We start from the raw sequence: 12408 nt of genomic DNA, 5'->3' as shown, positions 1-12408 counted from the left end.
GGGCCGACGTCGGCCCGCCGGCGCTGATCCGCTACAACAACAAGCGCGCGGTGACCGTGCAGGGCGCGCCGGCGCCGGGCGTCTCCTCGGGGCAGGCGCTCGCGGCCATGGACGAGGTCGCGGCGAAAACCCTGCCGGGCGGCTTTGCGGGCGCCTGGACAGACACCTCGTTCCAGGAGAAGCGGGCGGAAGGCAAGACCGGGATCATCCTCGCCTTCGCCGTGCTGTTCGCCTTCCTGTTCCTCGTGGCGCTCTATGAGAGCTGGTCGATTCCCGTCCCCGTCCTGCTCTCCGTCACGGTCGGCATGGTCGGGGCCTTCGCGGCGATCCTGATCGGGCGGCTGACGCTCGACCTCTACGCCCAGATCGGCATGATCGTGCTGATCGGCCTGGCGGCGAAGAACGGCATCCTCATCGTCGAGTTCGCCAAGGAGCAGCGCGAGCGCGGCGTCGACCTGCTCAGGGCGGCGACCGAGGGCTCGCGCCTGCGCTTCCGCCCGGTGATGATGACCTCGCTCGCCTTCATCCTCGGCCTCTATCCGCTGGTGGTGGCGACCGGCGCGTCGCAGATGGCGCGGCGCAACGTGGGCGCGCCCGTGTTCGGCGGCATGATCGCGGCCTCGTTCCTCGGCATCTTCGTGATCCCGCCGCTGTATGTGCTGTTCCAGGGCCTGCGCGAAAAACTGCGTCCCGGCGCGAGGCCGAAAGAAGCTTCGCCGCCCGCCGCGTGAGCGCGTCCGCCCAACGGCGAGGCCGGATCGAACAAGGGGTGACGAGATGACCGACAAGCCAGCCGCTCCCGGCGCCGCGCTCGGCGACGAGGCCTTCATGACGGCCGAAGACCTCAAGGCCTATATGGCGGAGGTCGAGCGCGCCAGGGCGGCGAAGGATTTCGCCGTCATGGACCGCGCCGAGAAGGCGCGCGCCGAACTTGAAAAGACGCTGCGCGAGCCGATCGACCTCACCCCGGAAAAGCTCCGCGAGATCGTGGCCGGGCTGCAGTCCAAGATGCGCCTTGCGGCGGAGCGGGGCGAGACCGAGATCATGGTCATGCGCTTCCCCAACAGCCTGTGCACGGACAGGGGACGCGCCGTCAATTACGCGGAGGAGGGCTGGCCCGACACGCTGACCGGACGTCCGAGGCAGGCCTATGAGCTGTGGCGCGACCATCTGAAACCCAGCCATTACAGGCTCAAGGCGATGGTCATCGAATGGCCGCACGGCATGCCCGGCGACATCGGGTTCTTCCTGAGCTGGGCCTGAGGCTTTCGGACGGCGCGCCGAAGCGCCGGAGCAGGCCGGTCGCGATCGGCGCCGGGACAACGTAAAAAGGCGGCCCGCCGGCCGCCTTCCCGATCTCGCCGCAAGGCGGCCGACGGTCCGCGAAGCCTATTTGGCCTTCTTCTCGATGACCGTCATCAGCTTGGCGTTCATGTGGGAAAGGCAATATTTGGTGACGACCTTGGTGTTGCGCTCGACGTAACGCGGGTCGATCTTGGTGATGTTCTTGCCGCCGTTGAAATAGCCGCTCAGCCACGACTGCGCGGTGGAGCGCCTGTCGTCGTCGAGGTCCTTGAACTGCCTGCAGGTGATGAGCGACATGTCGACGTCGAGCGGGCCGCCGACGCCCTGTTTGGCGTTCGCCGCGGCGCGCGTGAGGCCGTCGAACACCGAGGCCTTCGGGTTCGTCCCGCACCACTTCTTGACGTTCTCGACGTTCTGCGCAAAGCCGTCAAAATTGATGACGGCGTTGTTGCTCTTCTGGTTGAACCAGCCGCTCATCCAGGCCGAAAAATCATGCGAAACCTGCGGCGGCATGGCGAGATAGTCTTCGCAGGTCACCTTGGTGACGTCATAGGTGATCTGCGCCTGCGCCACGGGCGCGTAAAGCGCGCCGGCGCACATCGAGAGTCCGGCGAGCGCGGACGTCAAAAGAGCGTTTCCTGACTTCATGATCTGTTTTCCATTATTGCAGGCGTCTGATCGAAAAGCGTTTTCGACGGTCGTCGCGGCGCGTCCGTCAATACGGCGGCGCCTTTCACGCGGCGCCGGAGAGGCCGCACGCGGCGAAAGTCACGCGAGACGGACGACCTGGGTTTGGAAGAAACGACAGGCGCATGTTGCAGGATGACTCCGGCGCCGAAGCATTCCCAAAGTGACCGCGGCCCCCCGCCGCATCTCGTCTTAAACCGGCGACATCGGGATTTCCAGCCGGTTTCGTGAGGCGCCGCGCGCCGACGCCCGCCGCGCCAACGCCCGCCAGGACGTCTCGCGCTCAACATCGTTCGGCCGTCGTTCCCTACACGCCGGCGGACAGGATGGGCCGCTCGAAACCCGCCGATATTTTACGCGCCCTTGCGCGCGCCGGAGCCGGCATGGCGTTACGGTTTGCTCCGTCGCGGCCGCGCTTTTCCATATGACCGCAAATGTGGCATTGTCCGGAAAAAAGGGCGAACAGGGAAAGGACCGGCGGACCTTGCGCGTCGCGGCGGATCTTGAGGGTCGCTTCGTCGCCCCGGCGCTCCGCATCCGCCGGCTGACCGGAACCCTCGACCGGCGGGCTTTTTTGCGCGGCTCCGCCCTGCGCCCCATGGCGACGGAGACTGACCCGTGCCGCATGACGACGCTCCCGCCAGAAAGCTGTTCGCGAGCTTCGCCGGCTACCGGCCGCGCTGGATCGCGACCGACGTCGCGGCGGGCCTCGCCATCGCGGCGGTCGGACTGCCGAGCGCGATCGCCTATCCGGCGATCGCCGGCCTGCCGCCGGAGGTCGGGCTTTACGCCTCCATCGCGCCGCTCGTCGCCTATGCGGTCTTCGGCCCGTCGCGCCAGCTGATTGTCGGCCCCGACGCCGCGACCATCACCGTTCTGGCCGCGGCGCTCGGCGCCATGCCGGCGCTCGCCGCCGCCGACCGGGTCCCGGCGGCGGCGACGCTCGCCCTCGTCGTCGGCGGATATTATTTCGCGGCCCGCCTGCTCGGTCTCGGCGTGCTCTCGACCTTTCTCTCGCGGCCGATCCTGCTCGGCTTCTTCGCCGGCATCTCGCTGTCGATTCTGGTCGGGCAGCTCAAGCGCGTCACGGGCGTCGAGATCGAGGCGGACGGTCTGATTCCGCCCGTCGTCGAGCTCATCCGCAAGGCCGGGCAGATTCACTGGCCCTCTCTGGCGCTGGCGCTCGCCATGTTCGGCGCGCAGCAGGCGACGCAGGCCTTTCGCCTGCCTGTCCCCGGCCCGGTCGTGGTGGTGGCGCTGTCCGTCGCCCTGTCCGCGCTGCTCGATCTGCGGGGTCACGGGATCGCCGTGGTCGGCGACATTCCCTCAAGCCTCCCGGCGCTGTCGTTTCCGCGCGCCGCCAGCGCCGGCGTGGACCAGATCCTTCTTGGCGCCGCGGCGATTTTCCTCGTCAGCTTCGCCGCAGGCGTCGTGACCGCGCGCAGCTTCGGCGAGCGCGGCGGCTATCCGGTCGACGCCGACCGGGAGATGATCGGCTTCGGCGCCGCCAATGTCGCCGCCGGACTGTTCTTGGCGTTCCCGGTCACCGCCTCCGATTCGCGCACGGCGGTCAACGCCAGCGCCGGCGGCCGCTCCCAGCTCGCCGGCGCCGTCGCCGCCGCGGCGCTGCTCTTCGTCATCGTCTATCTGCAGCCGGCGCTCGCCATCCTGCCGATCCCGGCGCTCGGCGCCATCCTGATCGCCGCCGCCCTCAGCCTCATCGACGTCGCGGCGCTGCGCGACATCTGGCGCATCAGCCGCGTCGAATTCGCCTTCGCCCTGATCGCGCTGTTCGCGCCGATCAGCCTTGGCGTTCTGAGCGGGGTGCTGGTCGCCATCGGCGCGACCTTCGCCTATCTGCTGCACAAGATGATGTATCCGCGCGACGCGCTGCTCGGGCGCGTTCCGGGCCGTGAGGGATTCTACAAGCTGCACCGGCGCGCCGACGCGCGCGGCGTTCCGGGCATGACGATCGTGCTGATCCAGGGCGATCTTCTGTTCTTCAACGCCGACCATGAGCACGCCCGCCTGCTCGCCGTCGCCGACGCGGCGCTCCCGGACGCCCGCTGGCTGCTGATCGACGCCAGCGCCGTCACCCAGGTCGACTCGACGGCGGCGGCCATGCTCCATGAGGCGCGCGCCGAACTCGCCGGGCGCGGCGTCGCCCTCGGCCTCGCCGAGCTGCACGCCAATGTGCACAGCCTGCTCGACCGCGCGGGGGTGATCGCCGCGATCGGCCGCGACATGATCTTTGAAGACCTCGACGACGCCCTGCGCGCCTTCGAAACAAAGAACAATGAAGGGAGGACGCCATGAGCAAAGGGCACAAGAAGACCGGGAGCGCCGGGGAGCTGACGACGTCCGGCGGGGGCGAAACGAAGAAAGCCCGCGGCAGGGCCTATGAAAGGGAGCTCGCCCGGCTTCAGGTCGAGATCGCCCATCTGCAGGCGTGGGTGAAGGCGTCCGGCGCCCGCATCGTCGTCATCTTCGAGGGGCGCGACGCGGCCGGCAAGGGCGGGCTCATCAAGCGCCTCACCGAACGGGTCAGCCCGCGGGTGTTCCGCGTCGAGGCGCTTCCGGCGCCGTCCGACCGCCAGAAGTCGCAGATCTACATGCAGCGCTATATCGAGAAGCTGCCCGCGGCCGGCGAGATCGTGATCTTCGACCGCAGCTGGTACAACAGGCCGGGCGTCGAGCGCGTCATGGGCTTCTGCTCGGAGCAGGCCGCGCTGCGGTTCCTGGAGGTCATTCCCCATCTTGAAAGCCTGCTGGTCGAATCCGGCGTCACGCTGCTGAAATATTTTCTGACCGTGAGCGAGGACGAGCAGGAGCGCCGGTTCGTCAAGCGCATCGAAGACCCCGTGCGCCAGTGGAAACTGTCGCCGATGGACCTTGAATCCTACCGGCGCTGGTGGGACTACACGAAAGCCTATGACGAGATGCTGACGCTGACCGACACGCCGCACGCTCCGTGGTGGATCGTCGACTCCAACGACAAGAAGGCGGCGCGCGTCAACTGCATCTCCCATCTTCTCGCGTCGATTCCCTACACGAAAATCAGGCATGAGGAGCCGAAGCTGGGCAAGCGGCAGAAACAGCCGGACGACTACGTCGCGGACCCCGTCGCGCGCAACGTCGTGCCCGCCGTCTTTTGACGCCGGCCGCGACCGGCTGGCGCGGCGTCGCGGCCGTTTCGCGTCGTTCGCCCTATTCGTCGTCCGGCTCGCCGCGCAGGCGGCGGACGAGCACGGGCAGATAGACGGCGAGCAGGATGAAGGCGACGATCAGCACGATCGTCGCCATGGCCTGAAAGATCGAGAAACGCATCGTCCCGTCGGGGAGAATGAGGCTCGAGACCGCGCCGGACAGGAGCCGGAGCGCGCCGGACAGGAGCCGGAGCGCGCCGGCGACGAGATCATACATTGGGAAAGCCTTAGGAAAAGCCGCGGGGAAAGCCTCGCCTTGCGGCCTTCCGCCAACGGACGGCGCCTGCCGCCTGCGCCTTATTATCGAAGCCCGCGTCCCGTCCGCAAGCGTCGCGCGGCGCCGGCTTTTCCATCGGCCCGTCCCGGACGCGCCGCCTTCCGCACGGACGCGTCACGGAACGTCCGCAGGCGCGTCAGGCCGGGGCCGGCTGGCCGTTCGCCGCGGCTTCGAGCATGGCTTCGACGGAGGTGAGCTTTTCGCGCGGTTTGCCGATCGCGGCGCCGGCGCGGCGTTCGGCTTCGTCGATGCGCGTCCAGGCGCGAAAATCGACGGTTCTCACGCCGCGTCCGGCGAAGAGGGCGCGCAGGCCGTCGCGGCCGGGCGCGGACGAGGGCGCGCCGGCAAAGTCGGCGAGCAGCGTCTCCACGGTTTCGAGGCTGCAGGCGCGGTTGTCGCCGATCACGCCCGAGGGGCCGCGCTTGATCCAGCCCGCGACATAGAGGCCGCGCGCCGGCGCGTCCCCGTCACGCACGCGCCCGCGCTCATGCGGGATCGCGCCGGAACGGGCGTCGAAAGGCGCGCCGTCGACCGGCGCGGCGCGATAGCCGACGCTGCGGAACGCCACGCCCGCCTCGATCGCGACCGTCTCCCCGGTCGGCTCGGCCGTCTGCGCGAAGGGCGCGCCGGAGAGCCGGCAGCGGTCGAACAGCGCGCGCTCCACTTTGGCCTCGCCCTCGAACGCGCGGGGGCGGAGATTGAAGCGCAGATGGATCGCCTTCGGCCGCGTCCGCGCGCCCGACGGCGACGCGCGCAGGATCCTGAGGCTTTGCGCCGCCCGCGCGCCGCGCGGATCGGCGAGTTCGGCCGCGCAGGCCGCGCCGAGCGCGAGATCGTCGGGATCATGGACGAGGTCGGCCTCGGGCAGCGCGCCAAGCTCGCGCAGCTCCTTCGCCGTCCATTTCGCCTGCGCCGGGCCGCGCCGCCCGACAAGATGGATCTCGCGGATGCGGCTTTCGGCCAGCTGCTCGAGCGCATGGGCGCAGATGTCGGTCCGGCGCAATGCGTCGGGCGATGTTGCGAGCATGCGGCAGACGTCGATCGCGACATTGCCCTGGCCGAGCACCACCGCCGCCTCGCCCGAAAGGTCGAAGACCCGGTCCCGGAAGTCCGGGTGGCCGTTGTACCAGGAGACGAAGTCCGTGGCCGACCAGCTGCCCGGCAGATCCTCGCCCGGAACGCCGAGGCGGCGGTCGCGCGACGCGCCGCTCGCCACCACCACCGCGTCATAAAGCGCGCGCAGCTCGGCCAGCGTCACGTCGCGTCCAAGCGTCGCGTTGCCGAAGAAGGCGAAGCGCTCATGGCCCGCGATCTCCGTAAAGGTCTGGCAGACCTGCTTGATCTTCGGATGGTCGGGCGCGACGCCGAAGCGGACGAGGCCGAAAGGCGTCGGCAGACGCTCGACGACGTCGACCTCGGCGCCCGCCGCGAGCAGGGCCTCGGCGGCGTAAAAGCCGGCCGGCCCGCTCCCGACGACGGCGATCCTGAGACCCTGCCCTTCGCTCATCGGCGCGCTTTTCATGACGCGCGTTTCATGGCGCGCGTTTCATGGCGCGGCGCTCAGTTGAGGCCGAGCGCGGCGCGCCGGCCCTCGGCGCCCGGGAGCGGAGCCTCCTTGGCGCGCACGACCGGCAGGCCGGGCGCGCGCAAGGCGTTGATCTGCGCCCATTCCTCCTCGTCGGCGGACAGGTCGAAGTCCTCCTTGATCGCGCGGACCGGGCAGCGCGGAATGCAGGCGCCGCAATCGATGCAGGCTTTGGCGTCGATGTAGAGCCGCTCGCCGTCGCCGTGGAAACAGGCGACGGGGCACGCCGTCACGCAGTCGGTGAAGCGGCAGTCCTGGCAGTTTTCAGTGACGACATGGGGCATCGCACGCGCTATCCCTGAGACGTTCGTTTCTTGGCGCGACGACGCGGCCCGGAGCCGCGCCGCGACATGGCGCTCAGGCGGCGACGCGGACGACTTCGACCAGATTGTCGGAATAGGTTCCGGCCTTGCCCAGGCCGCAGTGCTGGTCGGAGCTGATCGCGTTCACGGCGGCGCCCGATCTGGTGAAGCTCGGCCAGTGGCCGAGGTTGGTCATCACGAGGCCGGGCATGAGCGTGTCGACGATCTCGGCGCGGCCGTCGAACGAGCCGCGGTCGTTGAACACGCGCACCACCGAGCCGGTGACGATTTCGCGCGCCGCGGCGTCGCGCGGATGGATGAACACGGTCTGCTCGCCCTGCCGCCTCTGGTTCTTCTCCTCGTTGGCGTATTGCGAGTTGAGGAAGGCGTGCGGCTTTGGCGAGACGATCGACAGCGGATAGCGGCTGGCGAGCTCCGGGTCGGTTTCGGGCGACTCGAACGGCGGAACGTAGTCGGGCAGCGGGTCGATCGGCTCGCCCGGCTGCATGCCCTCATACATGGAGCGCCACACGGGCACGACGAAATTCTCGGCGACGCTCGACTTGAACTCGCATTTGCCGGAGGGCGTCTTGAAGTTGCCCTCGGCGTGCGGCGCCCGCTCATGCGGCAGGCCGACGTTGATGCGCGCCCAGCCGGTCTCCTTCAGCGTGTCGAGCGTGACGCCCTTCAGCGCCGGCGAGTCCCAGTCGTAGAAATCCTGCAGCATCTCCCAGTCGCTGCGCGACCAGTAGTCGTCGTTGAAGCCCATCGTCCTCGCGAGGCGGCGGAACATCTCGACGTTGGGCGCGCATTCGGGCGGCGCCTCGATCGCCGGCATGTTGAGGGTGATGTAGAGATGGCCCCAGGTGACCATGATGTCGAGCTGCTCGGCCTGCATCGTCGCCGGCAGGATGACGTCGGCGTATTTGGCGGTGTCGGTGACGAACAGCTCGCTGACCACCGTGAACAGGTCCTCGCGCGCGAGCCCCTTCGCGATCTTGGCCTGCGCCGGCGCCTGGCTCATCGGGTTGGAGTTGTAGACGAACAGCGACTTGATCGGCGGGTCGAGCGCAAGCTCGCCGGTCAGCGCCGCGCCGAGGTCGAGCTCGTTGACGACGCGCGTGCCGGGGCGGATCCAGTCGGGCCGGCAGATCTTCTCGAAATTGGTCGGGAACTCCCAGATCGGCATCTCCATGGCGCCGCCGCCGACATGGCGCCACGCGCCGGTCAGCGCCGGCAGGCAGGTGATGGCGCGCACCGCCTGGCCGCCGCCGCGGCTGCGCTCGATGGCGACGCCCTCGCGGATCGCGGAGGGCTGCGTCGTCGCATATTCGCGCGCCAGCCTGACGATGTCCTCGGCCGGCACGCCGGTGATCCCGGCGGCGCGCTCGGGCGGATAGAGCGCGACGCGCGCCTTGAGCTCCTCGAAGCCCAGCGTGTAGTTCTCGACATAGTCGTGGTCGACGAGGTCTTCGGCGATGATGACGTGCATCATGGCGAGCGCCAGCGCGCCGTCCGTGCCGGGCCTGATCGCGACATGCCAGTCGGCGGCCTCCGCCGTGCGGGTCCTGACCGGATCGATCACCACGACCTTGGCGCCGTTCTGCCGCGCCTTGACGATGAACGGCCAGCCATGGGCGTTGGTGCTGGTCATGTTCATGCCCCACACGATGACGTATTTCGCGTGGACGAAGCTTTCGATGTCGAGCCCGCCGCTCGGGCCGACGGTCATGATCCAGGCGGTCGAAGAGCCGCTTTCGCAATAGGTCTTCTCGGCGACCGTCGAGCCCAGCCGGTTGAAGAAGGCGTCGCCCGAGGTCAGCCCGTTCAGCGTGCCCTGATGGCCGAGATAGGCGTGCGGCATGATCGCCTGCGCGCCATGGTCGGCGATGATCGCGTTCCATCTGTCGCGGATCGTCGAGAGCGCCTCGTCCCAGCCGATCGGCTCGAACTGGCCGGATCCCTTGGGCCCGACCCGCCTCAGCGGCGTCAGGACGCGGTCCGGGTGGTAGTGACGGCCCGCGAAATCCTTGAGCTTGACGCAGAGACGCCCCTGCGTCACCGGGTGGTTCGGGTCGCCCGTGACGTCGACCAGCCGGCCGTCCTTCACGTGATATTCGAAGGCGCAGGTGTCCGGACAGTCATGCGGGCACGCCCCGCGCACAATGACCTCGCCGCTTTCAGCGCCCATGCCCAGCCTCCGCCGATGACCCGTGTCCCGATGCCGCAGACCATACCACCTTTGGAGCAGCCGTAAATAGGACGGTCGTCCCAGACGCGCCAATAAGCATGCAGTTTAGGACATTTTACGGCGGAAATGATGAGCGTGCGGCGCCTAAAAAATCCGCCCCGTTTCCGCCGCGACGCACAAATCCTTCGGCCCCGCCCACGCTCGCGGCGACGAAACACGCAAGCCGCCCCGGCTCCCGGCTCCGCGCCGGCGACAGCCCGGGCCGCCCGCCCGGCGCCGCGCCGAATTTTCGTATGATCGTACGATTATGCGTGACAGCGCGGCCTTTCGCGCCCACTATCCGGCGATGTCGGGCTCAGGCGGCGGGTGACTTCAGTGGAGCAGATCGTCCGCCCGCCGACCCTCAAGGGAAGCGAGCGCGCCGCCACGATCCTGACCGCGGCGAAAGACATCCTCGTGGCCAGGGGGTTTTCGGAGCTGTCCTACCGCAACATCGCCAGGGGCGCCGGAATCGCGGTCGGCAACGTCAATTATTATTACCCCTCGAAGGACGACCTTCTGGTCGACCTCGCCCATTTCATCTTCGACCGCTGGGACGACCGCTTCCGCAAGCGCGTGCCCGCGCGCCTGACCGACAGCCGCGACATCTTCATCTTCTCCATCGAGTTCATGATCCGCGAGAACAAGCGCGAGCGCACCGTCAACCTCCTCATGGAGATGTGGGCGATGGCCAATCATTCGGCCTCCGTCTCGAAGATGCTCGGCGCCTTCTATGCGAAGATGCGGGCCTGGATCGCCTCGATGATCGAGCGCGCGCGCCCGGACCTGCCGCGCGAGAGCGTCGACCTTCGCGCCGCGCTGATCACCGCGCAGGTCGAAGGGCTGATGATCCTGATCGGGCCGCGGCGCGTGCGGTGCGAGACGCTCGTTGGGCTCGAAAAAGCCGCCGTCGTCCAGATCGAACGCCTCGCCTTCGCCGACTGAACGGCGCGCGGGCGCGGCTTGACGCGGCTTGACGCGGCGCGCGCGGCGGCGGCAGGATCCGCGCGCCTGGCGAGCGAAACGGCTCGGCCGTTCTCGAACCCCGGATGGCGGTTTGCGCCCGACCCCTCAGCGTCGCATGACCCTGCGCGCCCCGCGCCCCGGGCCGCGCCCGGAGCCGCGCCGATGAGCTTTGCGGCCATGACGCTCGCGGCGCTCTGCCTCGACGTCCTGCTCGGCTGGCCGGCGCGCGTCTATGCTGCGGTCGGCCATCCCGTGAGCTGGCTCGGGCGGCTCGTCGCGGCGCTCGACCGGAGGCTCAACCGGGCCTCTGACGGCGCGCTCGGGCGGCGCGCCCTGGGCGCCCTCGCCGTCGCGCTCACGCTCGCCGCGGCGGCGCTGCCGGCGCTCGCGCTGCAGGCGGCGCTGCCCGGCGGGCTCGCCGGCGTGCTGCTCGGCGGCGCGCTCGCCTTTCCGCTCATTGCGGCGCGCTCGCTCCACGCCCATGTCGCGGCGGTGGCGCGGCCGCTTGGCGCGGGCGACCTCGCCGCGGCGCGCGCGGCGGTGGCCATGATCGTCGGCCGCGACCCCGAAGGCCTCGACGCCGCGGGACTCGCGCGCGCGGCGCTCGAAAGCCTCGCCGAAAACGCCTCCGACGGGGTCGTCGCGCCGCTGTTCTGGGGCGCGCTCGCCGGCCTGCCGGGGATCGCCGCCTACAAGGCGGTCAACACCCTCGATTCGATGATCGGCCACCGCACCCCGCGCCACGAGGAGTTCGGCAAGGCGGCGGCGCGGCTCGACGATCTCGCCAATCTTCTGCCCGCGCGGCTGACCGCGCTTCTGATCGCCGCCGCCTCGCCCGCCCCCAAAGCGTCGCTCGGCGTGACGCTGCGCGACGCGCGCCGCCACAGATCGCCGAACGCCGGCTGGCCCGAGGCGGCGATGGCCGGCGCGCTCGGCGTGCGCCTTTCGGGGCCGCGCGCCTACGCCGGCCGCGTCGCGCCGGAGCCCTGGCTCAACGCCGGCGCGCCGGACCCCGACGCGCGCACGCTCGCGCGGGGGCTCGCGCTTTACGTCCGGGCGACGGCGCTCGCGGGCGGCGCGCTCGCCCTCCTCGCCCTCCTCGCCCTGGCCTGAAAGGATCTCGATGCGCGACCATGGCGGGGATCTCGACGAGGCGCGCGCGGCCTATGGCGAGGGCGACTGGCTCGACCTCTCGACCGGGATCAACCCCGCGCCCTATCCCCTGCCCCAGATCCCGGCCCGCGCCTTCTCGGCCCTGCCCACGGGAGCCGAAATCGACGCGCTCGAGGCGACGGCGCAGGCGGCTTACGGAACCTGCGCGCCGATGGTCGCGCTCGCCGGCGCGCAGGCCGCGATCCAGCTCGTTCCGCGCCTTGCGCCGCGCGGCTCCCGTCTCGCGCCGCAAGGCTGCGCGCGCGTGCTCGGCCCGACCTACAATGAGCACCGGGCGGCGCTTGCGGGCGCCGGCTGGCGCGTCGAGGACGCAGCCTCGCCCGAGGCGCTCGCCGGGGCCGATCTCGCGGTCGTCGTCAATCCCAACAATCCCGACGGGCGGCGGTTTTCGCCAGACCGCCTGATCGCGCTTGCGGCCCGGGTCGGGCTGCTCGTGGTCGACGAGAGCTTCGCCGACGCCGAACCCGGGCTCTCGCTCCTGCCGCGCCTCGGGCCCGGGCTTGGCAACATCGTGGCGCTGCGCTCCTTCGGCAAATTCTACGGCCACGCCGGGCTGCGGCTCGGCTTCGCCGCGGCGGACGCCGCGCGCGCGGAGCGTCTGCGCGCGCTCGCCGGCCCGTGGCCGGTCAGCGGCCCCGCCGTCGTCGTCGGCCGGGCGGCCCTCGCCGACGCGGACT

General features: G+C 69.9%; 12 protein-coding genes. 7 read left to right on the top strand and 5 right to left on the bottom strand.

Features of this window, described 5'->3' with window-relative positions; translation table 11 throughout:
- The coding region (locus tag ACILRB_RS15630; RefSeq protein WP_395667222.1) for an efflux RND transporter permease subunit at positions 1-731 on the top strand (731 nt) is incomplete at its 5' end.
- 46 nt (positions 732-777) lie between these two features.
- Positions 778-1263: a hypothetical protein gene (locus tag ACILRB_RS15625; RefSeq protein ID WP_395667221.1), complete on the top strand. Its 486-nt coding sequence runs from the start codon at positions 778-780 to the stop codon at positions 1261-1263.
- A 126-nt stretch (positions 1264-1389) separates the two neighbouring features.
- Here the strand turns inward: ACILRB_RS15625 and ACILRB_RS15620 are convergent, their stop codons facing one another.
- On the bottom strand, positions 1390-1953 hold the full coding sequence (locus ACILRB_RS15620) for an HdeA/HdeB family chaperone (RefSeq protein WP_395667220.1): 564 nt from the start codon (positions 1951-1953) through the stop codon (positions 1390-1392).
- Between the two features lie 657 nt (positions 1954-2610).
- Here ACILRB_RS15620 and ACILRB_RS15615 point away from each other — a divergent pair.
- Positions 2611-4308 carry a SulP family inorganic anion transporter gene (locus tag ACILRB_RS15615; RefSeq protein WP_395667219.1) on the top strand — a complete coding sequence of 566 codons (1698 nt, stop codon included), beginning with the start codon at positions 2611-2613 and terminating at the stop codon, positions 4306-4308.
- Entirely contained in the window at positions 4305-5147 is an 843-nt protein-coding gene (gene ppk2 / locus ACILRB_RS15610) for a polyphosphate kinase 2 (RefSeq protein ID WP_395667218.1), read from the top strand. The genes ACILRB_RS15615 and ppk2 overlap by 4 nt, the downstream gene beginning before the upstream one ends.
- A gap of 52 nt (positions 5148-5199) precedes the next feature.
- On the opposite strand, the gene ACILRB_RS15605 is transcribed toward ppk2, so the two are convergent.
- The 4 genes from ACILRB_RS15605 to ACILRB_RS15590 form a co-directional block, all read right to left on the bottom strand.
- Positions 5200-5415 (bottom strand): hypothetical protein, encoded by a 216-nt coding sequence (locus ACILRB_RS15605; RefSeq protein WP_395667217.1) that lies wholly within the window; start codon positions 5413-5415, stop codon positions 5200-5202.
- 196 nt (positions 5416-5611) lie between these two features.
- Positions 5612-6997, bottom strand: coding sequence for an FAD-dependent oxidoreductase (locus ACILRB_RS15600; RefSeq protein ID WP_395667216.1), 1386 nt, complete (start codon positions 6995-6997; stop codon positions 5612-5614).
- A gap of 38 nt (positions 6998-7035) precedes the next feature.
- Positions 7036-7344, bottom strand: a complete 309-nt coding sequence (locus ACILRB_RS15595) for a DUF362 domain-containing protein (protein ID WP_395667215.1) — start codon at positions 7342-7344, stop codon at positions 7036-7038.
- A gap of 73 nt (positions 7345-7417) precedes the next feature.
- Entirely contained in the window at positions 7418-9553 is a 2136-nt protein-coding gene (locus ACILRB_RS15590) for a molybdopterin-dependent oxidoreductase (RefSeq protein ID WP_395667214.1), read from the bottom strand.
- A gap of 375 nt (positions 9554-9928) precedes the next feature.
- On the opposite strand from ACILRB_RS15590, the gene ACILRB_RS15585 reads away from it, so the two are divergent.
- The 3 genes from ACILRB_RS15585 to ACILRB_RS15575 form a co-directional block, all read left to right on the top strand.
- Positions 9929-10537 (top strand): TetR/AcrR family transcriptional regulator, encoded by a 609-nt coding sequence (locus tag ACILRB_RS15585; protein WP_395667213.1) that lies wholly within the window; start codon positions 9929-9931, stop codon positions 10535-10537.
- A 183-nt stretch (positions 10538-10720) separates the two neighbouring features.
- Positions 10721-11671 carry an adenosylcobinamide-phosphate synthase CbiB gene (gene cbiB / locus ACILRB_RS15580; protein WP_395667212.1) on the top strand — a complete coding sequence of 317 codons (951 nt, stop codon included), beginning with the start codon at positions 10721-10723 and terminating at the stop codon, positions 11669-11671.
- A gap of 10 nt (positions 11672-11681) precedes the next feature.
- A partial coding sequence (locus ACILRB_RS15575; RefSeq protein ID WP_395667211.1) for an aminotransferase class I/II-fold pyridoxal phosphate-dependent enzyme occupies positions 11682-12408 on the top strand: 727 nt, incomplete at its 3' end.

It is taken from the genome of Methylocella sp., assembly GCF_044226135.1.
In the GTDB taxonomy this organism is placed as follows: domain Bacteria; phylum Pseudomonadota; class Alphaproteobacteria; order Rhizobiales; family Beijerinckiaceae; genus Methylocapsa.
Note: the sequence above shows the minus strand (reverse complement) of the source record. Positions and strands in the feature narration are given on the sequence as shown.